This window comes from Agromyces intestinalis (genome assembly GCF_008365295.1).
Taxonomy (GTDB): domain Bacteria; phylum Actinomycetota; class Actinomycetes; order Actinomycetales; family Microbacteriaceae; genus Agromyces; species Agromyces intestinalis.
On record NZ_CP043505.1, the window covers coordinates 390,299 to 413,467 of the forward strand.

At 71.9% G+C, this 23,169-nt stretch carries 25 protein-coding genes; 5 read left to right on the forward strand and 20 right to left on the reverse strand.

What is annotated here, in order from left to right; genetic code table 11:
* Nucleotides 1–40: 40 nt before the first annotated feature.
* From FLP10_RS01865 to FLP10_RS01920, 12 genes are all read right to left on the reverse strand, one after another.
* Nucleotides 41–631, reverse strand: a complete 591-nt coding sequence (locus FLP10_RS01865; RefSeq protein WP_246150125.1) for a CinA family protein — start codon at nt 629–631, stop codon at nt 41–43.
* On the reverse strand, nt 628–1,230 hold the full coding sequence (gene pgsA, locus FLP10_RS01870; RefSeq protein ID WP_149159325.1) for a CDP-diacylglycerol--glycerol-3-phosphate 3-phosphatidyltransferase: 603 nt from the start codon (nt 1,228–1,230) through the stop codon (nt 628–630). The genes FLP10_RS01865 and pgsA overlap by 4 nt, the downstream gene beginning before the upstream one ends.
* Before the next feature lie 22 nt (nt 1,231–1,252).
* Nucleotides 1,253–4,042: an FtsK/SpoIIIE family DNA translocase gene (locus FLP10_RS01875; RefSeq protein ID WP_149159326.1), complete on the reverse strand. Its 2,790-nt coding sequence runs from the start codon at nt 4,040–4,042 to the stop codon at nt 1,253–1,255.
* A 74-nt stretch (nt 4,043–4,116) separates the two neighbouring features.
* Nucleotides 4,117–4,605, reverse strand: coding sequence for a GNAT family N-acetyltransferase (locus FLP10_RS01880; protein ID WP_149159327.1), 489 nt, complete (start codon nt 4,603–4,605; stop codon nt 4,117–4,119).
* 102 nt (nt 4,606–4,707) lie between these two features.
* Nucleotides 4,708–5,943, reverse strand: coding sequence for an ABC transporter permease (locus FLP10_RS01885; protein WP_149159328.1), 1,236 nt, complete (start codon nt 5,941–5,943; stop codon nt 4,708–4,710).
* Nucleotides 5,940–6,701 carry an ABC transporter ATP-binding protein gene (locus tag FLP10_RS01890; protein ID WP_149159329.1) on the reverse strand — a complete coding sequence of 254 codons (762 nt, stop codon included), beginning with the start codon at nt 6,699–6,701 and terminating at the stop codon, nt 5,940–5,942. Before FLP10_RS01890 ends, FLP10_RS01885 begins: the two co-directional genes overlap by 4 nt.
* Nucleotides 6,701–7,762, reverse strand: a complete 1,062-nt coding sequence (locus FLP10_RS01895) for an efflux RND transporter periplasmic adaptor subunit (protein ID WP_149159330.1) — start codon at nt 7,760–7,762, stop codon at nt 6,701–6,703. The genes FLP10_RS01890 and FLP10_RS01895 overlap by 1 nt, the downstream gene beginning before the upstream one ends.
* Nucleotides 7,763–7,905: 143 nt before the next feature.
* Entirely contained in the window at nt 7,906–9,582 is a 1,677-nt protein-coding gene (locus FLP10_RS01900; RefSeq protein ID WP_149159331.1) for a ribonuclease J, read from the reverse strand.
* An 88-nt stretch (nt 9,583–9,670) separates the two neighbouring features.
* Nucleotides 9,671–10,645: a 4-hydroxy-tetrahydrodipicolinate synthase gene (dapA, locus tag FLP10_RS01905; RefSeq protein ID WP_149159332.1), complete on the reverse strand. Its 975-nt coding sequence runs from the start codon at nt 10,643–10,645 to the stop codon at nt 9,671–9,673.
* Between the two features lie 154 nt (nt 10,646–10,799).
* On the reverse strand, nt 10,800–11,666 hold the full coding sequence (locus FLP10_RS01910) for a type IV toxin-antitoxin system AbiEi family antitoxin domain-containing protein (RefSeq protein WP_149159333.1): 867 nt from the start codon (nt 11,664–11,666) through the stop codon (nt 10,800–10,802).
* Nucleotides 11,667–11,931: 265 nt separating this feature from the next.
* Nucleotides 11,932–12,435: a dihydrofolate reductase gene (locus FLP10_RS01915; protein ID WP_149159334.1), complete on the reverse strand. Its 504-nt coding sequence runs from the start codon at nt 12,433–12,435 to the stop codon at nt 11,932–11,934.
* A 17-nt stretch (nt 12,436–12,452) separates the two neighbouring features.
* Nucleotides 12,453–13,292: a thymidylate synthase gene (locus tag FLP10_RS01920; RefSeq protein ID WP_149159335.1), complete on the reverse strand. Its 840-nt coding sequence runs from the start codon at nt 13,290–13,292 to the stop codon at nt 12,453–12,455.
* A gap of 50 nt (nt 13,293–13,342) precedes the next feature.
* On the opposite strand from FLP10_RS01920, the gene FLP10_RS01925 reads away from it, so the two are divergent.
* The 4 genes from FLP10_RS01925 (at nt 13,343) to FLP10_RS01940 (ending at nt 15,696) form a co-directional block, all read left to right on the forward strand.
* Complete coding sequence (locus FLP10_RS01925; protein WP_246150131.1) at nt 13,343–13,813, forward strand: thioredoxin family protein; 471 nt, start codon at nt 13,343–13,345, stop codon at nt 13,811–13,813.
* Nucleotides 13,803–14,267 carry a DUF4395 domain-containing protein gene (locus FLP10_RS01930; protein WP_149159336.1) on the forward strand — a complete coding sequence of 155 codons (465 nt, stop codon included), beginning with the start codon at nt 13,803–13,805 and terminating at the stop codon, nt 14,265–14,267. Before FLP10_RS01925 ends, FLP10_RS01930 begins: the two co-directional genes overlap by 11 nt.
* Before the next feature lie 99 nt (nt 14,268–14,366).
* Entirely contained in the window at nt 14,367–14,792 is a 426-nt protein-coding gene (locus tag FLP10_RS01935) for an OsmC family peroxiredoxin (protein ID WP_149159337.1), read from the forward strand.
* 1 nt (nt 14,793) lies between these two features.
* Nucleotides 14,794–15,696 carry a TIGR01777 family oxidoreductase gene (locus FLP10_RS01940; protein WP_149159338.1) on the forward strand — a complete coding sequence of 301 codons (903 nt, stop codon included), beginning with the start codon at nt 14,794–14,796 and terminating at the stop codon, nt 15,694–15,696.
* Here FLP10_RS01940 and FLP10_RS01945 read toward each other — a convergent pair.
* Both FLP10_RS01945 and dapB read right to left on the reverse strand, forming a co-directional pair.
* Nucleotides 15,671–16,114 (reverse strand): hypothetical protein, encoded by a 444-nt coding sequence (locus FLP10_RS01945; RefSeq protein WP_149159339.1) that lies wholly within the window; start codon nt 16,112–16,114, stop codon nt 15,671–15,673. The two genes, FLP10_RS01940 and FLP10_RS01945, sit on opposite strands and share 26 nt — an antisense overlap.
* On the reverse strand, nt 16,111–16,863 hold the full coding sequence (gene dapB, locus FLP10_RS01950; protein ID WP_149159340.1) for a 4-hydroxy-tetrahydrodipicolinate reductase: 753 nt from the start codon (nt 16,861–16,863) through the stop codon (nt 16,111–16,113). Before dapB ends, FLP10_RS01945 begins: the two co-directional genes overlap by 4 nt.
* 35 nt (nt 16,864–16,898) lie before the next feature.
* Between dapB and FLP10_RS01955 the strand changes: the two genes are divergently transcribed.
* Nucleotides 16,899–17,390, forward strand: a complete 492-nt coding sequence (locus tag FLP10_RS01955) for a GNAT family N-acetyltransferase (RefSeq protein ID WP_342780552.1) — start codon at nt 16,899–16,901, stop codon at nt 17,388–17,390.
* A 10-nt stretch (nt 17,391–17,400) separates the two neighbouring features.
* Here FLP10_RS01955 and FLP10_RS01960 read toward each other — a convergent pair whose 3' ends face one another.
* The 6 genes from FLP10_RS01960 to FLP10_RS01985 all read right to left on the reverse strand — a co-directional run bounded on the left by FLP10_RS01960 (nt 17,401) and on the right by FLP10_RS01985 (nt 23,169).
* Nucleotides 17,401–18,003: a histidine phosphatase family protein gene (locus tag FLP10_RS01960; RefSeq protein ID WP_149159341.1), complete on the reverse strand. Its 603-nt coding sequence runs from the start codon at nt 18,001–18,003 to the stop codon at nt 17,401–17,403.
* A 39-nt stretch (nt 18,004–18,042) separates the two neighbouring features.
* Nucleotides 18,043–19,428, reverse strand: coding sequence for a M16 family metallopeptidase (locus FLP10_RS01965; RefSeq protein WP_149159342.1), 1,386 nt, complete (start codon nt 19,426–19,428; stop codon nt 18,043–18,045).
* A gap of 42 nt (nt 19,429–19,470) precedes the next feature.
* Entirely contained in the window at nt 19,471–20,556 is a 1,086-nt protein-coding gene (locus FLP10_RS01970; RefSeq protein ID WP_246150133.1) for an aldo/keto reductase, read from the reverse strand.
* 105 nt (nt 20,557–20,661) lie between these two features.
* The gene (locus FLP10_RS01975; protein WP_149159343.1) at nt 20,662–21,474 is read right to left on the reverse strand and encodes an HpcH/HpaI aldolase/citrate lyase family protein; all 813 of its coding nucleotides are present in this window, start codon (nt 21,472–21,474) and stop codon (nt 20,662–20,664) included.
* Nucleotides 21,471–21,992 carry a MaoC family dehydratase gene (locus FLP10_RS01980; protein ID WP_149159344.1) on the reverse strand — a complete coding sequence of 174 codons (522 nt, stop codon included), beginning with the start codon at nt 21,990–21,992 and terminating at the stop codon, nt 21,471–21,473. The genes FLP10_RS01975 and FLP10_RS01980 overlap by 4 nt, the downstream gene beginning before the upstream one ends.
* A gap of 10 nt (nt 21,993–22,002) precedes the next feature.
* On the reverse strand, nt 22,003–23,169 hold the full coding sequence (locus FLP10_RS01985) for an acyl-CoA dehydrogenase family protein (protein ID WP_149159345.1): 1,167 nt from the start codon (nt 23,167–23,169) through the stop codon (nt 22,003–22,005).

Below are 23,169 nucleotides of genomic sequence, written 5' to 3' on the forward strand. Positions count from 1 at the left end.
CCGTGTGAACCTGCGATGTGTAACAGGCTGTTCACGAAGGCTATTCCGCGACCCGATCGGGCAGCTTCTCGAGCGCAACGAGGCACGCTGCGACCGCCGCCCGCACCGTCGCCGCTCGGATCGCGGCACGGTCGCCGTCGAGGTGCAGCGCCGTCACCTCCACCTCGCCGCCGGCGAGTACGGCGATGAAGACGGTGCCGGGCGGTCGACCGTCTTGGGGATCGGGCCCGGCGACGCCCGTCGTCGCGATCGCGAGCTCGGCCGGGCGGCCCTCGACGGCGAGCACACGGGCCACGCCGAGCGCCATCTGGCTCGCGACCTCGGCGTGCACGGCGCCCTCGCGTGCGAGCAGCGCGCCGTCGACCCCGAGCACCGAGCGCTTGACGGCGGTGTCGTAGGCGACCACGGCTCCCGACAGCGTCTTGGATGCCCCGGGGATCCGCACGAGCTCCGCGGCCAGCGCCCCACCGGTGAGCGACTCGGCGATCGCGATCCGAAGGCCTCGTCGGGTCGACTCGGCGACGAGGCGCGCGGTGGGGTCGACCGAGTCGCCCGCAGCCACGGCACCGGTGCGGCCTGCCGAGTCGCCCGCGGTCACGGCACCGGTCGCCTCGCCTCGCGCTTCGCTCACGCGTCCTCGCGCTCGGCGCGGGCGAGTCGCACCGCGTCGCGCACGTACAGCAGCCCCGACCAGACGGTGAGCACGAGCGCGATCGCCATGAGCACCACGTTGACCCAGGCGAACCAGTCGCCGAGCAGGGCCGGGAACGGCGCGAGCGCGAACGAGATCGCGACCGCTTGGGCGACCGTCTTCAGCTTGCCGCCCGAGGACGCCGGCACGACGGTGCCGCGGCCGAGCTCGACCAACCGCCAGACCGTGATGCCGACCTCACGCACGATGATGAGGCCGGTGACCCACCACGGCACCTCGCCGAGAATCGAGAGGCAGACGAGCGCACCGCTGGTCAACAGCTTGTCGGCGATCGGGTCGAGGATCTTGCCGAGGTCGGTGACCAGGCCTCGGCTGCGCGCCAGGTATCCGTCGACCCAGTCGGTCGAGATCGCGATCACGAACAGCGCGGTGGCCGCCCAACGCAGGCCGCTGCCCTCGCCCGCGTCGGCGAGCAGCAGCCAGAAGAACACCGGCGCGAGCAGGATCCGCACGATCGTGATCGCGTTCGGGAGGTTCCAGTTCGACGAGCGCGCGGCACCGTCGGCGGGGGTCGTCATGGTGCCAAGGATAGCCGTCGGATCAGTCGCGGCCGGTCAGCCCCCAGGCGTCCTCGTCGGAGGATGCCTCGACCTCTTCACGCCCGTCGGCCATGCGCGCAACGGGGTCGTGGTCGTACCGGTCGTCGACGATCGGCTCGGTCTCGCCCGAGACGGATGCCTCAGGGCGCGCAGCGCTCGCGACGCCGCCCGCCGCGCCGCCGCCCGCCGGCTCGTCACCGCGGATGCGCGCGAGCACGCCCGGCAGCTGCTCGACCGTGACGAGCACGTCGCGCGCCTTCGACCCCTCGGACGGGCCGACGATCTCGCGCGACTCCAGGAGGTCCATGAGACGGCCCGCCTTCGCGAACCCGACCCGGAGCTTGCGCTGCAGCATCGACGTCGAGCCGAACTGCGTCGACACGACGAGCTCGGCGGCCGCCAGCAGCAGGTCGAGGTCGTCGCCGATGTCGGCGTCGATCTCTTTGCGTTCGACGACGGCCGCGACATCCTGTCGGTACTCGGGGCGCGCCTGGCGCGTGACGTGCTTGACGACCCGCTCGATCTCGCCCTCGCTCACCCACGCGCCCTGCACGCGGATCGGCTTGGACGCACCCATCGGCAGGAACAGTGCGTCGCCCTGCCCGATCAGCTTGTCGGCGCCGGGCTGGTCGAGGATGACGCGCGAGTCGGTGACGCTCGTCACCGCGAACGCGAGCCGGCTCGGCACGTTCGCCTTGATGAGGCCCGTCACCACGTCGACGCTCGGGCGCTGGGTCGCGAGCACCAGGTGGATGCCCGACGCCCGGGCGAGCTGGGTGATGCGCACGATCGAGTCCTCGACGTCGCGCGGTGCGACCATCATCAGGTCGGCGAGCTCGTCGACGACGACGAGCAGATACGGGTAGGGCTTCAGCCGGCGTTCGCTGCCCGCCGGCAGCACGATCTCATCGTTCACCACGGCGCGGTTGAAGTCGTCGATGTGGCGGAACCCGAACGACGCGAGGTCGTCGTACCGCATATCCATCTCTTTCACGACCCACTGCAGCGCCTCGGCCGCCTTCTTCGGGTTCGTGATGATGGGTGTGATCAGATGCGGAACTCCCGCGTACGGCGCCAGCTCGACGCGCTTGGGGTCGATGAGCACCATGCGCACCTCGCTCGGCTTCGCGCGCATGAGCAGGCTCGTGATCATCGAGTTCACGAAGCTCGACTTGCCCGAGCCGGTCGAGCCGGCCACGAGCAGGTGCGGCATCTTCGCGAGGTTCGCCACGACGTACCCGCCGCCGACGTCCTTGCCGACGCCGATGGTCATCGGATGCTTCGCGTTCGTCGCCGTACCGGAGCGCAGCACGTCGCCCAGCGTCACGATCTCGCGGTCGGCGTTCGGGATCTCGATGCCGATCGCGCTCTTGCCGGGAATGGGCGAGAGGATGCGCACCTCGTTGGACGCGACCGCGTACGCGAGGTTCTTCGAGAGCGCCGTGACCCGCTCGACCTTCACACCGGGGCCGAGCTCGATCTCGTACTGCGTGACCGTCGGCCCGCGCGAGAAGCCCGTGACCTTCGCATCGACCGAGAACTGGTCGAGCACGCCGGTGATCTGGCGCACGACCTCGTCGTTGACCGCCGAGCGCTGCTTGGCCGGCGCGCCCGCGGCCAGCGTCGCCGCCGACGGCAGGTGGTAGGGCCGGTCGGGCTCGGGTTCGGCCTCGACCGCCGGCGCGGGCGGCGCGGCATCCGTCGCCCCGTCGGCGAGCAGCTCGGTGGCGCCGGTGGGGACCTCGCCCGTGAACCGCCCGACCGCCGCCTCGGCACGCGCCAACTCGTCGAGCACAGCCGCCCCGTACGCGTCGGCGGGCGCCTGCGCGCCCTCGAGCGCGGACTCGAAGCTGCCGTCGGCCGAGCCCGGACCGAACACCTCGGTGAGCCCCTCGGCGCCGGCCGCCTCGAATGCGGGATCTTCCTCACGGTTCGACGCGTTGCGCCGCCACCACGGCAGGTGCGGAGCCGCTTCCTCGTCATCGATGCCGTCGAGCTCGACCTGCTCGGCGCGCTCCGCGCGGCGGCGCGAGGCGCGCGACACGGGTGCCGGCGCGACATCGGGCTCGGGGGCGCCGAACAACCATGCGTACAACTCGCGGAATCGCGTGCCGATGCGGTTCGGCGGGGTCTTGGTCATGATGAGCAGCGACAACGCGACCAGCAGTGCGATCACCGCGGTCGCGCCGTACGGCGTGATCAGCAGGATGAGCGGCTGGGCGAGCATCCAGCCGAGGATGCCGCCGGCCCGCGCCAGCACCGGCATGCCCTCGCTCGGCGACGGCTGGCCGCCGAACACGTGGCACAGCGCGGCGATGCTCACCAGCAGCAGCACCAGCCCGATGCCGATGCGGGTGTTGTCGTGCACCGAGCTCGGGTGACGGAACAGCCAGATCGCGAACAACAGCAGCACCACGGGCAGCCCGAACGCGACCCGCCCGAGCAGACCGCCGAACGTCCACGCATCGAAACCGACCGCCAGCGGCTCGTCGATGTAGAACCACTCGACGACCGCACCGGCGATCGCCATCAGCACGATGAGGAACGGCAGGCCGTCGCGGCGCTCCTCCTTCGCGAGGGTCTCGGGGCCGAGCGCCCGCGCCGCCCCGCCGGTGAGGTGGGCCAGGCCCATCCAGGCGCGAACGAGCACGCTCGGCCGGTCGGTTGCGACCTTGGGTGCGCGAGCGGCCGGAAGCTTCTTGGTGGGGGCGGTCTTCGACGTCGAGCGCGAGGATCCGCGGGCGCCGGACGCGCCCGAGGCACGACCGTTCGACCTGGTGCTCGTTGCCATGCGCTCCACGCTAGCGGGAGCATCCGTCTTCACCGCGGAGGCGACGCGGAATGCCCGCGAACGCGCTCACCCGCTCACCGCAGCCGACGCACCATCGTCTCGCGTCCGCCGCGGGCCTCGACGGTCACGAACCCCTCGGACCGATAGAGCGATCGCGCGAAATTGCCACGCTCGACGCTGAGCGTCATCCGGGCGAACCCGGCACGCCGCGCCTGCTCGGTCAGCTCGCGCATCAACGACCGACCCACCCCCTGCGCGCGCCACGGCGCCCGGACGCCGATGATGAGTTCGGGTACGCCGATCGCCACGAACCCGTGCGCGGCACGGTCAGCCTGGAACAGCCGATACCATGCGGCGCCGATCGGCCGGTCCTCGTCGTCGGCGGCGACGACGCCGGCGTCGCCGGGACGCTGCCATCCGGCGATGTAGCTGCGGTAGACGGGGTCGTCGAGCACCGCGGGCCGTGGCCGGTGGCCGGAGTTCCAGTTGGCCGCCTCGACCACCATGTCGGCGAGGAAGGCCCCGTCGTCGGGAGTGGCCGGGCGGGTCGTGTACGCCGCCATGATCGGATGCTACGGCGAATGCGTTGCGTCGCCGTGACCGGGCGTTTCGACCCGGTTACGGATGTCTCGACGCGTGCGGCGAGCGTGCGCGACCTCGAAACCTCAGAAGCGGATGGCGTCGATCACCCGCACCCGCACCGCCGTCAGCGCCGGCAGCAGGCCGGCCAGCGCGCCGACCGCGACCGCCGCGCCGATGCCGATCACGGCCGCCTCGATCGGGAACCCGGGCATGTCGTCGAGCTCGGACCCGAGCAGCATCGCCGGAAGCGGGCTGCGCAGCACCGCGATCGAGATGCCCACGCCGACGACGCCCGCGACGAAGGTACCGACCATGGTCTCCATCAGCACCGAGAAGAACACTCGGCCGGCCGTCGCGCCGAACGACCGGCGGATGCCGATCTCGCGGATGCGGGTGCGCACGGTGACCAGGGCGATGGTGAGCAGCCCGAGCGCGCCGAGCAGCAGGATCACGACCGCGACGCCGGCGATGACGAGCTTCAGCGGAAGGTACGGGTCGCCGTCGTACGCCGCGTAGTCGGTGCGCCACGCCTCGACGGTCACGCCGCCGCCCAGCTCGGCGGCGAACGCCTGCTTCAGCGACTCGGTGAGGTCGTCGGCCTGCTCGGGCGGCAGCCACGCCTCGTAGGAGGGCTGGAACGCGCCCATCATCGGGTCGGGGGTCTCGGGCTGGAGCGCGAGGTAGGCGTCGGCGAGCAGGTACGCCTGCGGCGAGGTGTCCCATTCGCCGCGACTGGGGGTCACCCCGACGATCACGCCCGTCGTGGGCGTGCTGCCGAGCAGCGGCGTCGTCGGGTGCGTGTCGAGCGGAGGCCGCCCCAGGCGGCGCCAAAACGCCTCGTTCACCACCAGAGCGGGCGCGAGGCGACCGGCATCGCGCTCGCCGAACCATGCGCCCTCGGCGAGCTTCACCCGGTGCATCGCGCCGTAGTCGACGTCGACCACCGTGAGGTCGACGGGTACCACGCCGTCGGCGAACTGCGCGTCGAGCCGGCCCCACCCGGCTCGGGTCGCGTAGCCGACGTGGTGCCGGTCGAGTGCGCGTTGCCACGCCGCCTCGACGGCGGCCGGATCGACGTCGCCGGGCACCATCGGCTGGAACTGCACGGTCGCCGGCCGCCCGCTCGAGCGCTCCTGCATCTCTCGGCCCGACTGCTCGGCGATGGCGCCGGCCGCGACCACCGACGCGAGCGCGCAGACGGCCAGGGCGACGCCGATGAGCGAGAGCAGCACCCGACCGCGGTGAATGCGCAGCTCCTCCATCGCCTCGACCACCGTGGACACCAGGCCGGTCGCCACCCGACCCAGCCACGCGATCACGCCGCGACTCCGTCGGCCGGCACGGCGGATTCGCCAGTGGCTGCGCGCTCCGTGGCATCCGACCGCTCGAGCGGCCCGTCGAGCGCGTGCAGCCGGCCGTCCGCCAGCCGGAAGTGGCGGTGCGCGCGCGCCGCGATCGCGGGGTCGTGCGTGATGGTGACGAGAGCTGCGCCGGTCTCGTCGGCGACGGATTCGATCAGGGCCATGACGGATGCCCCGGTCTCGAGGTCGAGCGCACCCGTCGGCTCGTCAGCGAGGATGAGCCGCGGCCGCCGCACGAGCGCTCGCGCGATCGCGACCCGCTGCTGCTCACCGCCCGACAGCCGCTCGGGCTTGGTGGTGAGCCGCTCCCCCAGCCCGACGCGCTCGAGCATCTCAGTCGCGATGCGCTCGCGACGCCAGAACTCGCGCCCGCTCGAGTACAGCAACGGCGTCTGCACGTTCTCGAGCGCGGTACGGCCCGGCAGCAGGTTGAACTGCTGGAAGACGAAGCCGATCTCACGCCCGCGCATCCGGTCGCGCCCGCCGCTGCCGAGTCGGCGCACATCGCGCCCGTCGAACGCGAGCTCGCCCTCGTTCGGCGCGTCCAGCAGGCCGAGCACGTTCAGCAGCGTCGACTTGCCCGACCCCGACCGGCCCACGATCGAGACGCGATCGCCCTCGTCGACGATGAGATCGACGCCCGAGAGGATGGTGAGCGCGCGGTCGTCGGGCAGCCGAACCGTGCGGCCCACGCCGCGCGCCTCGACGAGCGACATCAGTGCACGACCCCGCAGATCATCGAGCCGTCGCCCGGATCGATGCAGCCCTCCTGGCCGGTCGCCGCGGCGCCGGGCACGAACTGCAGCACCGAGTCGCCCTCGGCCAACCCCTCGACGACCTCGACCTGCGTGCCGTCGCTCAGCCCGAGCCGCACCGCCTGCTCGGCGCGCTCGCCGTCGGGCTGCACCACCCAGACGGTGCCCGTCTCGGCGCCGCCCGCGACCGCCGTCGTCGGCACGACGAGCACGTCGTCGGCGACTCCGGCCGAGATCTTCACCTGCGCGCTGAGCCCGGCGAACACCCGCACGTCGCCCGGCACCGCACACCGCACGGTCGTGCCGCCGGCGCCCTGGTCGACGCCGGCGCCCGCCCCCGCGTTCGCGCCGCCGCCTCCGGCGCCACCGGCACCGCCCGCGGTCGCCGCACCGGTCGAGATCGTCAGCCCGCCGCACGTGAACGGCGCAGGGCCCCCCGCAATGGTCACGACCGCCTCGGCCGGCGCGTCCGTCAACCGGTACTGCTGCTCGGGGCTCATCGTGGCGGTCACGTTGAAGCTCGGCGGCGCGACCTGGCCGGTCGACTCGCCGATCGCGACCTGCTGGCCCGGCAACACGTCGAGCGCCGCGAGCACGCCGGCGATCGGGGCGAGGACCGGCTCGAAGTGGAACGTCTGCTTCGGCATCGAGACCGTGGGCACCCCATCGGGGCCTGTCGTCTCGACCGGCTCGATCTCGTCGGCGACCTTGATGTCGTATAGCTTCTGCCCGGCCGCGACCTGGGAGCCGACCGCGGCGAAGAGTTCGTCGACCGCGCCGGTGCCCGTCGCCTTCACCACGGCGGGCGAGTCGGCGTTCACCGTGCCCGTGAGCGTCAGGTCGTTCGCGACCGAGGCGCGCGCCACCGTGTACACCGGCTCGGACACGGTGCCGGTGGGCTGCAACGCGACGTCCTCGGCTGACCGGTCGGGAAAGAACGCGAGCTTGGCCAGGGCGACGGCGATCACCGCCACGAGCACGATGCGAACGGTCGGCAGGATCCATCGGCGCCAGATGCCCACGGCACTCCTTCGTCGGGTCGGGGGTTCCGCCCCGTGCAGGGCCGGGCGGCTCCCCTCACCCTAGGGGCGCGCATGCGTACGAGGGAATACCTCTCGGGGAGGATTCCGGGATGTCCCGGAATGCGCTCGCCCGTGACATCCGATCAGGCCTCGATGACCAGCGGAACCAGCATCGGCCGGCGACGCAGCCGCCGGTTCACCCAGGTGCCCAGGGTGCGACGCACGAGCTGCTGCAGCGCGTACGGGTCGCGTACGCCGTTGTGGGCGGCATCGGCCAGCGCCGCCACGATCTTCGGCTTCACGTCGTCGAACACCGAGTCGTCCTCGGCGAAACCACGGGCGTGGATCTCGGGGCCCGTCACGACCCGGCCGGTCTGTGCGTCGACCACGACGATGACCGAGATGAAGCCCTCTTCGCCGAGGATGCGGCGGTCCTTCAGGTCGGCGTCGGTGATCTCGCCGACCGTCGACCCGTCGACGTAGACGAACCCGAGGTCGAGCTGGCCCGCGACGCGCACCTCACCGTCCTTCAGGTCGAACACGGTGCCGTTCTCGCCGAGGAAGGTGCTCGCCTCGGGGATACCCGTGTCGCGCGCGAGCTTCGCGTTCGCGACCAGGTGGCGGTACTCGCCGTGAATCGGCAGCACGTTCTTCGGCTTCAGGATGTTGTAGCAGTAGAGCAGTTCGCCCGCCGCGGCGTGCCCCGAGACGTGCACCTTCGCGTTGCCCTTGTGCACCACGTTCGCACCCAGCTTGGTCAGCCCGTCGATGACCCGGTACACGGCGTTCTCGTTGCCGGGGATGAGGCTCGACGCGAGGATCACCGTGTCGCCCTCGCCGATCTCGACCTGGTGGTCGCGGCTCGCCATGCGGCTGAGCACCGCCATCGGCTCGCCCTGCGACCCGGTCGACATGAAGACGATGCGGTCGTCGGGGATGTCGCCGGCCTTCTTGTAGTCGATGAGCACGCCCTCGGGCACCTTCAGGTAGCCCAGGTCCTCGGCGATGGTCATGTTGCGCACCATGCTGCGCCCGAGCAGCGCCACCCGACGGCCGTTCGCGTGCGCGGCGTCGAGCACCTGCTGCACCCGGTGCACGTGGCTCGAGAAGCTCGCGACGACGACCTTCTTCGTCGCACGCGAGATCACCTGGTCGAGCACGGGACCGATCTCGCGCTCGAGCGGCGTGAAGCCCGGGACATCCGCGTTCGTGGAGTCGACCATGAACAGGTCGACGCCCTCTTCTCCCAGGCGCGCGAACTCGCGCAGGTCGGTGAGCCGACCGTCGAGCGGAAGCTGATCCATCTTGAAGTCGCCCGTCGCGAGCACCGTGCCGGCGCCCGTCTTGATCGCGACCGCGAGCGCGTCGGGGATGGAGTGGTTCACCGCGACGAACTCGAGCTCGAACGGGCCGAGCCGCTCGCGCTGCCCCTCGGCGACGGTCAGCGTGTACGGCGCGATGCGATGCTCTTTCAGCTTCGCCTCGACGAGCGCGAGCGTGAGCGTCGACCCGATGAGCGGGATGTCGGCGCGCCGCTTCAACAGGTACGGCACAGCCCCGATGTGGTCTTCATGGCCGTGCGTGAGCACGACGCCCACGATGTCGTCGAGCCGGCTCTGCAGGAACCCGAAGTCGGGCAGGATCAGGTCGACGCCCGGCTGGTGCTCCTCGGGGAAGAGCACCCCGCAGTCGACGATGAGGATCTTGCCGTCGAGCTCGAAGCTCGTCATGTTGCGGCCGACCTCGCCGAGGCCGCCGATGGGGATGATGCGCAGCGTTCCGGGCTCGAGTGCGGCCGGTTCGGCGACGACGTCGGGCATGTGCCCTCCTTCGGTGGTGGTGTTCAGTTGGGTGCGGGCTCAGGGCTCCGCGGATGTCTCAGGCCGCACGTGGGCGCGGCGGGACGCGTCAGCGCGTGGTGCCGGCCACCTTCGGCAGCGCGCCGCCCGCTGCGGCATTGCGGTCGGGCCGGAAGTTGCGGAAGTCGACGCCGGGCACGCCCGTGACGTGGTCGATCTCGTCCTCGATGAGGGCGGCCTCCCACTCCTCGGGGCCGACGAGCGGCAGGCGTACACGCGGGCTGCCGATGCGGCCGAGGCCGTGCAGGATGTACTTCGCCGCGACGGTGCCGGGCACGTGCGTCATGACGGCGCGCACGAGCGGTTCGAGCTGCCGGTGCGCCGCAGTCGCCGCGGCGAGATCGCCGCGGTTCACCGCGTCGACGATCACGCGGTAGGGCGCCGGTGCGATGTTCGCGGTCACGCCGATGAGCCCCGTCGCGCCGATCGCGAGGTGCGGCAGGATGTTCTCGTCAGCGCCCGAGAAGTACATCAGGTCGGTCTGATTGAGCACCCGGCTGACCTCGCTGAAGTCGCCCTTCGCGTCCTTGATGGCGAGGATGTTCGGGTGCTTCGCGAGCCGCAGAATCGTCTCGTACGTGATCGGCACGCCCGTGCGGCCGGGGATGTCGTACAGGATGACCGGCAGGTCGGTGGCGTCGGCGACGAGCCGGAAATGCGTGAGGATGCCCGCCTGGGTGGGCTTGTTGTAGTACGGCGTCACGATCATGATGCCGTCGGCGCCGACCTGCTCGGAGTGCTTGTACAGCTCGATGGCGTGCGCGGTCTCGTTCGAGCCGCCGCCCGTGATGATCTTCGCGCGGCCGGCCGCGACGTCTTTGCCGACCTCGACGAGGCGGATCTTCTCGGGATCGGTGAGGGTCGACGTCTCACCCGTGGTGCCCGTGACGACGATGCCGTCGGCGCCTGCCGAGATGACATCGTCGATGTGCTTCTCGACCCCGGGCCAATCGACCTCGCCGTCCGCCGTCATCGGCGTGACGAGCGCGACGAGCACCTGTCCGAAGGGGTTGTCCTGAGTCACGCCCTACAGGCTATCGGTATGGCGGGCGTCGACGCGCCGCGTGCCCGCCGTCGGCGCTGCGGCACCATGACGTTCGCGCCGGAGGAGTTCCTCCCCGACACGCCGAATCCGATGCCCCTCGCGCGGTGTGTCGCGCGCGGAGTCCTACGCCGTGTCATAGCCGGCCGAGGCCCCGCGAGAGGTGGAGGCCGCGATCGACCCGAGCGAGGATGGCCGCTTCGACGATCCCCCATTCGTGCACGACGAGCGCGTAATCGAACCGCAGGGTCTCGAACCCGAGCGCTGCCGCGAGCGCGTCGCGACGCAGGTCCTTGTGCCGGTGCTGCGGCGACTCGTGATTGGATCGACCGTCCACTTCGAGGATGAGCCGGTCGCCCACGACGAAGTCGACCCTTCCGACGCCCGGCACCTCCACCTGGCTCTGCACGTCGATGCCGTACCGCCGCAGCCGAAGCCGCAGCAGCGATTCGAGCCCGCTGTCGGCGTTCCACCTCGCGAACTCCGTGAGCCAGCGATGCTCGGCCGGCAGCCCCGAGCTCAGGCGGTCGAGGCCGCGCCGATCGATCAGCCGTCGGCGCATCGCCGACTCGAGGCAGACGAAGAACTCCTCTGCACCGAGGCATCCGAGCACCTGCCGGAGCGCGTCGACGATCGACACGAGACCCGCCGACGAGGAGACGTCGTTCCAATGCTGCACGCAGCGGCATGCCGGGTGCGGGCGTCGACGGCCCGTCGGGCGCATCGCAACATGGGTCTCGGGATGCGCCCCGAGCACCCACACCCCGGCTAGGCGCAGCCGTGAGACGCACCCGACTGCGCCGCCGTGGAGCAGGGCGGTGACGAGGTCGGGTTCGGCCTCGGGCGTGACGTAGGTGCCGGGTCGGATGCGGACGAGGTCGCCGGTGCGCACCGCCCGAGCCAGCGAGCGACGATCGATGCCGAACGAATCGAGCTCGCGAGCCGAAACGACGCCGCCGAGGTCGGCGCAAGCCTGGTGCACGAGATGCGGTTCAACGGGCATGCGTCGACGGTGCCGCCGAGCGCCGGCCGTCACGGCCTCGGAGACGCGAACAGTGGCGCGGGGCCGACTGCAGCCGGGCTGTCGAGGAGGAGTCGCGCCGATCCGCCGCGAGAGGGTGTGGTGCGCGGCGTAGGAGATTCGCCGGGACACGCCGACTCGGGTGGGCGCGTGGCGGCGTGTCGCCCGGGATCTCCTACACCGCGAACGTGGCGGGGGGGCGGGGTGGGGCGGGTGGGCGGGGGCGGGGCGGGTGGGTGGGTGGGGGTCAGGCGCGGGTGCGGGTGGTGAAGCGGTACCGGAGGGCGGTTCGGGAGGTCAGCCACGGACCGGATGCCTCGAGCCGCCAGTCGGCGCCGATGGCCGGCGCGTGCGCGTCACCGGGGACATCGAGGTCGATCTCGGTGACCTCGAGCCGGTCGGCCCGGTCGATCGTCTGCCGGTAGACCTCGGCGCCGCCGATGACCCAGGTCCACGCGTCATCGGGCCGGCCCGACGCGGCGAACGCGAGCGCCTCGTCGACCGAACCCGCCCGCTCGGCACCCTCGGCCGACCAGTCGGCCTGCCGCGTGACGACGAGGTTGCGCCGGCCCGGCAGGGGGCGGAAACGTGGCGGCAACGACTCCCAGGTGCGCCGGCCCATGACGACGGGGCATCCGTCGGTGACCTCGCGGAAGTGCGCCAGGTCTTCGGGCAGGTGCCACGGCATAGTGCCGCCCGCGCCGATCACTCCCCCATTCGCCTGCACCCAGATCAGGCCGATGCGCGCCACTCGCCGCCCCCGACGGGTCAGACCGCGACCGCGGCGCGGATCGCCGGGTGGTGCACGTAGTCGACGAGCTCGAAGTCGTCGACCTCGTAGTCGAAGATCGACGCCGGCTTCCGCCGGAAGCGCAGCGTCGGGTACGGGTACGGATCGCGGGTGAGCTGCTCGGCAACCTGCTCGCGGTGGTTGTCGTAGATGTGGCAGTCGCCGCCCGTCCAGACGAACTCGCCGGGCTCGAGCCCTGTCTGCTGCGCCACCATGAGCGTCAACAGCGCGTAGGACGCGATGTTGAACGGCACGCCGAGGAACAGGTCGGCGCTGCGCTGGTACAGCTGACAGCTGAGCTTGCCGTCGGCGACGTAGAACTGGAACAGCGCGTGGCACGGTGCGAGCGCCATGTCGGGGATGTCGGCGGGGTTCCACGCCGACACGATGAGTCGGCGCGAGTCGGGGGTGCGGCGGATGTCGTCGATCACCTGCGAGATCTGGTCGATCTGCTCACCCGACGGCGTCGGCCAGGATCGCCACTGCACGCCGTAGACGGGGCCGAGCTCGCCCGAGGCATCCGCCCATTCGTCCCAGATGGTGACGCCGTGCTCGTGCAGCCAGCCGACGTTCGAGTCGCCGCGGAGGAACCAGAGCAGTTCGACCGCGACCGACTTGAAGTGCACGCGCTTGGTCGTGATGAGCGGGAACGACTCGGCGAGGTCGAACCGCAGCTGCCGCCCGAACACGCTGGTCGTGCCGGTGCCGGTGCGATCGGACTTGTGCGTGCCGTGCGCGAGCGTGTCTCGCAGCAGGTCTTCGTACGGGGTCGGGATCGGCTGGCTCACGACCTCGATGGTACGCCGCGGGTCCGTCATGCCCGGTCACATTCGCGCGGCGTCGCGGCGGCCGTCCTAGCATCCACGACATGGAATGGCCGGTCGCGCTCGCGGTCGCGGCAGCGCTCGTCGCGTTCGCGATGGGTCTCGGCCTGCTCGCGCGCCGCAGTTCGGGTCGGGTGCGCGTCGCCTCGAGCGGAGGGCCGGATGCCTCGGGCCGCGCGTCGGCGGCCGAGCTGCTCGGTCTCGGGCCCGACCGCCTCGGCTCGGCGGCGACGCTCGTGCAGTTCTCGACCGAGTACTGCAGCCGGTGCCCGGCGACCGCGCGGCAGCTCGCCGATCTCGCCGACGGGTACGGCGCCGAGGGCGCGGTGCGCCACCTCGACATCGACCTGACCCGCGATGCTGCCACCGCCGACCGATTCGCCGTCACCCAGACCCCGACGGTGCTCGTGCTCGACGGCGCCGGCGCGTCGGTGGCGCGCATCGGCGGCCCGCCGCGCGCGACCGAACTCCGCGACCTGCTCGACACCCTCACGAGGAGTACCCATGTCAGCTGAATCCGCCCGCCCCGCCGGCATCGACCCCCGCGGCCCGCGTTTCACGGCCGCGATCACCGCCGCCCTGCTGCTCGTCGTCGTCGTGCTCGGCGTCGCGGGCCTTGCGCTGGCGGCCTGGATCCTGCTCGCCGTCATCGCCGCCGTGTTCGCGTGGAGCGCCCTGGCCGGCGTCGCGCGCAACCCGTTCGGCGCGATCTTCCGACGCTTCGTGCGCCCGCGGCTCGCGCCCCCCGCCGAACTCGAGGATCCGCGCCCGCCGACCTTCGCGCAGGGCGTCGGTTTCGCGGTCACCGTCGTCGGAGTCGTCCTCGGGGCGTTCGGGCTTTCGGCGGCCGTGCCGATCGCGGCCGGCCTGGCGTTCGTCGCCGCATTCTTGAACGCGGCGTTCGGCTACTGCCTCGGATGCCAGATCTACCTGCTGCTCGTTCGTGCCCGGGTGATCCGCGCCGCCTGACCTGCACGATGATCCGATCGGCCGGCAGGGCGAAACCTGCCCTGCCGCCGAGCGCCGCCCGCAGCTAGTCTGGGGTTCCGGCTTCGACGAGGAGGATCCATGGCCATCACGAGTGAATCGACCACCGTCTGGGCAGGCGGGCTGATCGACGGATCGGGCACCGTCGCGCTCGACTCGTCGGGGCAGGGCGAGTTCCCCGTGAACTGGAAGGCGCGCTCCGAGGGCGCCGCGTCGACGACGACCCCCGAAGAGTTGCTCGCGGCCGCGCACTCCTCGTGCTTCTCGATGGCGCTGTCGTTCGCGCTCGCGAACGCGGGTCATGCCCCCGAGCGCATTCAGACCACCGCGGCCGTGACCTTCGAGGCCGGCAAGGGCGTGCTCGGCAGCCACCTGCTCGTGAGCGCGCGCGTGCCGGGACTCAGCGAGGCCGAGTTCGAGGCGTTCGCCGACGACGCGAAGGCCAACTGCCCCATCTCGCAGGCGCTGGCCGGCATTCCGATCACGATCGAAGCCGAGCTCGCCTGACGTGCGAGTGCTCGTCGCCGGGGCATCCGGCTTCATCGGCACCGCCCTCGTCGACCGGTTGCGCGCCGAGGGTCACGAGATCACCCGGCTGGTGCGCCGTCGCGCCGAGTCGGCCGACGAGGCGAGCTGGTCGCCCGCGTCGGGCATCATCGACTTCACCGTGATGGACCGGGCGGACGCCGTCGTCAACCTGTCGGGCGCCTCGCTCGCCCGCCTGCCGTGGACCAAACGCTGGCGCGGCGAGATCTTGTCGTCGCGCATCGGCGCGACCCGCACGCTCACCGACGCCATGCGCAAGGCTCGCACGCCACCGGCGGTGTTCGTGAGCGGATCGGCGGTCGGGTATTACGGCGACCGGCCGGGCGAACTGCTCACCGAGGAGTCGCCGGGCGGCGACGGGTTCCTCGCCGAGGTCGTCGAACGGTGGGAGCGCGCAGCCCGGCTCGCACCCGCCGAGACGCGCACCGTCAGCATCCGGAGCGGCATCGTGGTCGGCGACGGCGGTGCGATGAAGCGCATCGCGACGCTCACCGCGTTCGGGCTCGCCGGACGACTCGGCACCGGCGGGCAGCACTGGCCCTGGATCTCGCTCGAGGACGAGACGCGGGCGATCGCGCACCTGCTCGACTCGTCGATCGAGGGGCCGGTCAACCTGGTCGGCCCGGTGCCGGCCACGGCCGACCGGGTGGTCACGGCGATGGCCGAGCGGATGCATCGGCCGCACGCCGTGAACGTCTCCGAGCGGGTGCTCGAGGCGACCCTCGGGGTCGCGGCGGAGGAGCTGCTGCTCGCGAGTCAGAAGGTGCGGCCCGATCGCCTGCTCGCCGACGGTTTCGCATTCGAGCATCCGACCGTGGAGGACGCGATCGACGCCATGCTCAGCGCTCGGCGCGTTCGAGACTGATCGCCCGGCGCACCGCCGACCGCGCCCGGCGCCGGTCGCCGGCCGCATCATAGGCGAGGCCGAGGCGCAGCCATGCGCGCCACGAGTCGGGCTCGGACTCGACTGCTGCCCGGAACCCGTCGAACGCCGCGTCCGCGGCCGCGCGCTCGGGTCGACCGCTCGCCCGGGTCGGCACGCCCAGATCGATCGGGCCCGACTCCTGCTCGACGCGGCGCACCAGCCGCTGCGATCGCGCGCCGAAGTCGAGTTCGCGCCAGAGCGCCCAGACGCCGATGAGCGGCAGCACGAGCAGCGCCACGCCGATGCCGACGGCCACGGGTTCGCCGGTGCCGATGAACTGCACCGCGCGCCATCCGACCAGTCCGAGGTAGACGACGAGCAGCGCCGCCATCACGAGCGCTCCGATGCGCGTGCTCACGACGCGTCGGCTCCGGGCATGGCGATGCCGAGCAGGGCGTCGAGCCCCACCACCACGCCCTCGGCCTCGGGTGCGCGGCGCAGGGCGAGCAGGATGCCCTGCTCGTACGCGGCCGGCGAGATCGTCGAGTGCGCGATGGTGAGCGTCTCGCCCTCGCCGCCGAGCACGACCCGCTGCTCGGCCGAGAGACCGGCCAGCCGCAGGCTGTGCACGGGGATGCCGGCCACGAGCTGGCCGCGGGCGCGCTGGTCGGCGTGCGGTGCCACGACGGGCAGATCGCCGCGCGCGTCGGCGATCACCTCGGCGGTGCGCACCGCCGTGCCCGAGGGCGAGTCGACCTTGCCGGCGTGGTGCGCCTCGACGATCTCGATGGAGTCGAAGAACCGGGCGGCGTACGCGGCGAGCGCGGTGCCGAGCACACTGCCGACCGAGAAGTTCGGCACGAACACGACGGCACCGGGCGCTTCGAACTCGCGCCGGTACGCCTGGATGCCGGTGATGCGGTCGGCCGACCAGCCCGAGGTGCCGACGACCACCGGGATGCCCTGCGCGACGGCGTGGCGCACGATGCCCTCGCTCGCGGCCGGGTGCGTGACGTCGAGCACGACGTCGGCGCCGTCGAGGTCGGTGAGCGCCGACCTCGAGTCGAGCCCGGCGTGGAGGTCGAGATCGTCGGCCTCCTCCACCAGTCGGAGTGCCAGCCTGCCCATCCTGCCCGTGGCACCGGCCACGGCGACCCGAATCGTCACGAGTTCCAACCTACCCGCCGCCGTAGGCTGGTCGGGTGCTGCAGTACCGCGAGGCCATGCCGACCGATCCCGACGCCCACGAGCTGCTCGTCGGCTACTTCGCCGAACGTGCGGCGGGGTTCCCCGCCGCCCAGGGCGAGTATCGGCCGACCTTCCCGGTCGATGCGGCATTCACTCCCCCGGCGGGCGTGTTCCTGCTCGTCGAGCAGACGGATGCCTCGGGCCCGGCGACGCCGGTCGGGTGCGGCGGCGTCCGCCGCATCGAACCCGGTCCCGACGGTGCGGTGCGGTACGAGGTGAAGCACCTCTGGCTGCGGCCCGCGGCGCGCGGCGGCGGCGAGGGTCGGCGGCTGCTCGTCGAGCTCGAGCGGCGCGCGGCGGGCTTCGGCGCCGACGAGATCGTGCTCGACACGAACGCGAGCCTCGAGGCCGCCGGCGGCCTCTACCGGTCGAGCGGGTACGTGTCGGTCGAGCCGTACAACGACAACCCCAACGCTGATCTCTGGTTACGAAAGCCGGTCGGCTGACGCCGCGGCCTCAGACGGCGTAGCCCTCGGGCAATCCGGTGCGCAGCTCGGCCGGCAGATGCGCGAGGTCGTTGTGGGTCACGAGGCTCCACGGACGGCCGGGCTTCTGGCTGAGCACCGTGAGCCCGCAGTTGGCCTGGTTGATCGACACCCACCGCCAGTCGGGGGCGCCCAGCACCTCGCGCACGAACCATCCGATCACGAAGTTGTGGGTGATGAGCAGCTCGTGCCGGTCTTCGCGGTACGAGCGCAGGAACTCGGCGACCGCGTCGGTCATCTGCGCTTTGCCGGCCTCGAACTCGGCCTCGGTGAAGGACTTGAAGAACGGGTCGTAGGCCGACGGCGTCTCGGGGGCGGGGCCCGACGGCACGCAGTCGAACAGCAACGACGACGGCTGGGGCTCGAGCGCCGGCATCTTCGCCGCGATGATCTTCGCCGTCTCGGTCGCCCGCTGCAGCGGCGAATGCCAGGCGGCGTCGAAGGGGATGCCGCCGAGTCGCTCGGCGACGAGCTCGGCCTGCCGACGCCCGCGCGGGGAGAGGGGCCCGTCGGCCACGCCGTGCTCGGCGTCGAGCTGCTCGCCGTGGCGGACGAGGTAGAGGTGGTGGGTCACGGTGTTCGGTTCCTTGTATCGCAGGGGGAAGGGTGCCGCTCAGGCGACATCCGTGCTCGGTGGGGCCTCGTCGACCACACCGCGGAAGGCCGCCTCGTCGGTCGCGCCGACGGCGACCAGCGAGAACGGCCGCGACGCCAGGTCGGCCGCGAGCACGCGCACGTCGTCGACGGTGACGAGTGCGATGCGCCGCAGCGCTTCGTCGAGGTCGGCGAACTCGCCGAGCGTCAGCTCGGCGCGGCCGAGCCGCGACATCCTGGTGTCGGAGTCTTCGAGGGCGAGCGCGCTGGCGCCGCCCAGTTGGCCCGCGGCGCGCACGAGTTCCTCGTCGGTGACGCCGTCGGTCGCGACCCGCTCGAGCTCGGCGCGCATGAGCGCCGCCACGGCGGGCGCCTTCGCCGGCGCGCAGCCGGCGTACATGCCGAACAGTCCGGCGTCGGAGTAGCCGGGGGCGAACGAATAGACGGCGTACGCGAGGCCACGCCGCTCGCGGACCTGCTGGAACAGGCGGGAGCTCATGCCGGAGCCGAAGATCGCGTTCAGCATGCTGAGCGTCGCGCGCCGATCGTCGGTGGCGAGCATGCCGGGCACCCCCAGCAGCAGGTTGACCTGCTCGTTGGGGCGTTCGACGACCGTGAGGCGGCCCGTGCCGCCGAGCAGGGCGGGCACGGTCGCCCGGCGGTCGACGGGCGCGGCCGGGGTGTCGAGATCCCAGCCGCCCGCGACGAGGGCGCTGCCGAGGGCGTCGACGACCCGGTCGTGGTCGACCGCACCGGCGACGGTGACGACGAGGTCGCGGGGCCGGTAGTTGGCCAGGTAGTGCTGCCAGACCCCGTCACGGGTCGCCGCCCGGATGGTGTCGGCGTCGCCGCCGATCGGCCGGCCGAGCGGATGGTCGCCGAGCACGGCCTCGAAGAACCGCTCGTTCGCGACATCAGCCGGGTCGTCGCCGGCCATCGAGAGCTCCTCGAGGATGACGCCGCGCTCGTTCTCGAACTCGACCGGGTCGAGCAGCGACGACGTCAGCATGTCGGCGAGCACCTCGACCGCCATCGGGAGGTCTTTGTCTTGCACCTTCGCGTAGTAGCAGGTGTACTCCTTGGCGGTGAGCGCGTTGTGCTCGCCGCCGACCGCGTCGAACGACACCGCGATGTCGAGCGCGGTGCGGGTTCGCGTGCCCTTGAACAGCAGGTGCTCGAGGAAGTGGGTCGAACCGTACGTCGCCGGCAGTCCGGCCGAGGCGGGGTGTTCGTCGCGCGAGCCGACGGCGATCCAGAACCCGATGGTGGCGCTGCGGCTGCCCGGTACGCGCTCGGTGAGCACGCGCACGCCCGACGGCAGCACCGAGCGGCGCACCAGCGCGTCGCCCGACGCCTCGAAGGTCAGCTCGGCCGCACCGAGAGGAAGGTCGACCGCGCTGTTCATCCCGAACAGCCTACCCAACCCCGCGTCGGGCGGCCCGGGCGGTCACGCCGAGGCGCGGTCCAGTTCGACGATCTCGCTCCTGGCCAGCAGGATCGACGCGGCCGCCAGCACGGCGTCGACCTGCTCGGGTCGGCTCACCCCGACGATCGGCGCCACGACGGTGGGGCGCGCGAGCAGCCACGCCAGAGCGACGGTCGCGGGCTCGCATCCCCGCCGGAACGCGATGTCGTCGAGGGCTGCGAGCACCCGGTGGCCGCGCCGGCCGAGGTGGGTGAGCATGCGCGCCCCGCGGGCGTCGCGCGGCGCGTCCGACCGGCGCCGCACATTCCCGCCGAGGAACCCGTTCGCGAGCGCGAAGTACGGCAGCACCGCGAGCGCCTGCGCGTGCGCCACCAGCTCGGTTGCGCCCTCGAAGCCGCGCCGACGCATCAGGCTGTACTCGGTGGTGAGCGCCTGCAGTCGTGGCAGCCCGTTCGCGGCGAGAACGCGTGCCTCGATGAGACGCTCGGGCGAGAGGTCGGCCGCGCCGAGCGCGCGCACCTTGCCCGCCTCGATGAGTGCGCCGACCGCGCCGAGGCTCTCTTCCAGCGGGGTCGCCGGGTCTTCACCGTGGAGCATCAGCAGATCGATGCGGTCGGTGCGCAGACGTGCGAGCGACTCGTCGACGGCAGCGACGATCGCGTCGGGGCGAAGGCCGGGGTGCTCGGGGCCGCGCCCGACCTTGGTCGTGATGATCACGCGATCGCGCGCGTGGCGCGAGGCCATCCACCGCCCGATGATCGACTCGCTGCGGCCGGCGGCGTAACTGTCGGCAGTGTCGACGAGGCTGCCGCCGCTGCCGACGAACCGGTCGAGCACGCGCTCGGAGTCCTCGGTGCCGAGGGTCCACCCGAACAGGCTGCCGCCGAGGCCCAACGGGTGCACCTCGGCGCCGGTGTCGCCGAGTGCGACCGGGCTGGGAACCGTGATCGGGCCCGACAGGAGGTTGGATTCGATGGATCGAGTGGCGGGTGTCCTCGTTTCGGAGGACACGGGCTCGGCCCGTTCGATCGAGGCCGCGCCTCGTTCGATGAACGTCGTCTCGACGACGGTCGCGGCCTGGGTTCTCGAGCCCAGGTGCCGTGCCACTTCGATCCTCCTCCCCAGGATTGACACCGAGCGTACGTGGCCGCATCGCGTCGAACCGGGAACGAAACGTGAACCGTTACCGAATCGTTGGCGGATCAGGCGGTCTCACGCCCCGCGCCGCACGATCGCCGTCGCCTGCCGCAGCACCGGACCGTCGACCATGCCGCCGCGGAACGCGAACACGCCGGCCTCCGAACGCGCGGCGGCGAGCACGCCGTGCGCCCACTCGAGCTGCTCGGGTGTCGGCCGATAGGCCGCACGCACGACCTCGACCTGCGACGGGTGCACGCACGCCGTTGCGGCGAACCCCGACGCGGCGGCGTCCTCGGCCTCGGCCCGCAACCCGTCGAGGTCACCGAGGTCGAGGTGCACGGTGTCGATCGCGGCGGCGCCGTTCGCGGCCGCCGCGAGCAGCACGCGAGTGCGGGCATGCCGTGCGAGGTCGCGGTAGTCGCCATCGGGGAACCGGCTCGACGTGCCGCCGATCGAGGCGACGAGGTCTTCGGCCCCCCACATGAGCGCCATCACCTGGGGCACGCCGGCGATCGCTTCGGCGGCGAGCACGCCGCGCGCGGTCTCGCACAGTGCGATGAGCTCGAGCCCGTCGAGCCCGACCAGGTCGGCGGTGCCCTCGCACTTGGCGAGCATGACCGTGCGGTAGTCGGTGCGCGCGAGCGCGGCGAGGTCGGCCTCGCGGTGCGGGCTCGCGGCCGGGTTCAGCCGCACGATCACCCGCTCGGGATCGAGCGGGGTGTCCACGAGCGCCTGCCGAGCGGCATCCTTGTCGTCGTCGGCGACCGCGTCCTCGAGGTCGAGGATGACCGCGTCGGCCCGCTCGAGCGCCTTCTCGGAGCGGTCGGGCCGGTCGGCCGGGCAGAAGAGCAGCGCCGGGCCGAACCGGAACTCGGGTCGCGTCATCCGGCCGCCTCGCCCGAGTCGGCCGCACCGCCCGCACCCAGTGCCCGCTCCCCCGCCTCGCGGCCCCACACCAGCATGGTGCGGCTCGCCGTGGCGACCTCGTCGCCGTGCTGGTTTCGCGCGACGTGCGCGAGCACGAGCACGCCCTGCCCGGGCCGCGACGACGACCACCGCTTCGAGACGACGGTCGACTCGCCGTAGAGCGTGTCCCCGACGAAGACGGGACGCGGGAACACGACCTCGCCGAAGCCGAGGTTCGCGACCAGTGTGCCGAGCGTGAGCTGCGCCACCGACTGCCCCACGAGCGTCGACAGCGTGAACAGCGAGTTCACGAGCGGCCGGCCGAACTCGGTCGTGGCCGACCACGCCGCGTCGAGGTGCAGCGGCTGCGGGTTCATCGTGAGCGTCGTGAACAGCACGTTGTCGGCCTCGGTGACCGTTCGACCGGGGCGATGCAGGTAGCGCACGCCCTCCTCGAACTCGTCGAACCAGAGCCCGCGCTGCACGATCTCGCGCATGCCCGACACGCTACCCCGCGAGTCCCAGTTCGCGCGCGATGATCATGAGTTGCACCTCGGTCGTTCCCTCGCCGATCTCGAGGATCTTCGAGTCGCGGTAGTGGCGGGCGACCGTGTTCTCGTTCATGAAGCCGTAGCCGCCGAAGATCTGCGTGGCGTCGCGCGCATTGTCCATCGCCGCCTCGCCGCACACCATCTTGGCCAGCGACGCCTCGAGCTTGAACGGGCGGCCGGCGTCCATCTTGCGGGCGGCGTCGTGCCAGACGAGGCGAGCCTGGTGCACGCGCGCCTGCATCCGCGCGATTTTGAACGCGATGTGCTGGTTCTCGCCGATCGGTCGCCCGAACACGACACGGGTCTTCGCGTAGCGCAGCGCCTCCTCGAGGCAGCCCTGCGCGGCGCCCGTGCCGAGCGCGGCGAACGCGATGCGGCCCTCGTCGAGCGAGCGGAGGAAGTTCGCATAGCCGCGTCCGCGTTCGCCGAGCAGGTTCGCGGCGGGCACGCGCACGTCGGTGAAGCGCAGGGGGTGCGTGTCGGAGGTGTTCCAGCCGACCTTGTCGTAGTCGGGCAGCACCTCGAAGCCGGGTGTGCCGTTCGGCACGATGATGCTCGACAGCTCCTTGCGCACCGAGCCGTCGGCGCGGACCTCTTCGCCGGTGACCGCGGTCACCGTGACGAGCTTCGTGATCGGGGTGCCCGAGTTGGTGATGAACTGCTTCGACCCGTTGATGATCCACTCGTCGCCGTCGAGCACCGCGTTGGTCTGCGTGGCCCCGGCGTCGGAGCCGGCGCTCGCCTCGGTGAGCCCGAATCCCGCGAGCGCGCGACCCGCGACCAGGTCGGGCAGGTACTCGTCTCGCTGGGCGTCGGTGCCGAACCGGTAGATCGGCATGATGCCGAGGCCGACGCCGGCCTCGAGCGTCACGCCGATCGACTGGTCGACGCGCCCGAGCGCCTCGACGGCGAGGCAGAACTCGAAGTAGCTGCGGCCCTGGCCGCCGACCTCCTCGGGGAACGGCAGCCCGAACAGGCCAAGCTCGCCCATCTGCGCGATGATCTCGAGCGGCAGGCGCCGCTTCGTGTCGTACTCGTAGGCGGCGGGCGCGACGACGGTGTCGGCGAACTCGCAGACGGTGTCGTAGAGCTCCTGCTCGCGGGTGCGGAGTTCCTGGAACAT

Coding starts and splice junctions, on each gene's coding strand:
- pgsA (WP_149159325.1), bottom strand. CDS start 1,230: ATGACGACCCCCGCCGACGGTGCCGCGCGCTCGTCGAACTGGAACCTC.
- FLP10_RS01875 (WP_149159326.1), bottom strand. CDS start 4,042: ATGGCAACGAGCACCAGGTCGAACGGTCGTGCCTCGGGCGCGTCCGGC.
- FLP10_RS01880 (WP_149159327.1), bottom strand. CDS start 4,605: ATGGCGGCGTACACGACCCGCCCGGCCACTCCCGACGACGGGGCCTTC.
- FLP10_RS01890 (WP_149159329.1), bottom strand. CDS start 6,701: ATGTCGCTCGTCGAGGCGCGCGGCGTGGGCCGCACGGTTCGGCTGCCC.
- FLP10_RS01900 (WP_149159331.1), bottom strand. CDS start 9,582: ATGCCCGACGTCGTCGCCGAACCGGCCGCACTCGAGCCCGGAACGCTG.
- FLP10_RS01910 (WP_149159333.1), bottom strand. CDS start 11,666: ATGCCCGTTGAACCGCATCTCGTGCACCAGGCTTGCGCCGACCTCGGC.
- FLP10_RS01920 (WP_149159335.1), bottom strand. CDS start 13,292: ATGACGGACCCGCGGCGTACCATCGAGGTCGTGAGCCAGCCGATCCCG.
- FLP10_RS01925 (WP_246150131.1), top strand. CDS start 13,343: ATGGAATGGCCGGTCGCGCTCGCGGTCGCGGCAGCGCTCGTCGCGTTC.
- FLP10_RS01930 (WP_149159336.1), top strand. CDS start 13,803: ATGTCAGCTGAATCCGCCCGCCCCGCCGGCATCGACCCCCGCGGCCCG.
- FLP10_RS01935 (WP_149159337.1), top strand. CDS start 14,367: ATGGCCATCACGAGTGAATCGACCACCGTCTGGGCAGGCGGGCTGATC.
- FLP10_RS01965 (WP_149159342.1), bottom strand. CDS start 19,428: ATGAACAGCGCGGTCGACCTTCCTCTCGGTGCGGCCGAGCTGACCTTC.
- FLP10_RS01975 (WP_149159343.1), bottom strand. CDS start 21,474: ATGACGCGACCCGAGTTCCGGTTCGGCCCGGCGCTGCTCTTCTGCCCG.
- FLP10_RS01980 (WP_149159344.1), bottom strand. CDS start 21,992: ATGCGCGAGATCGTGCAGCGCGGGCTCTGGTTCGACGAGTTCGAGGAG.
- FLP10_RS01985 (WP_149159345.1), bottom strand. CDS start 23,169: ATGTTCCAGGAACTCCGCACCCGCGAGCAGGAGCTCTACGACACCGTC.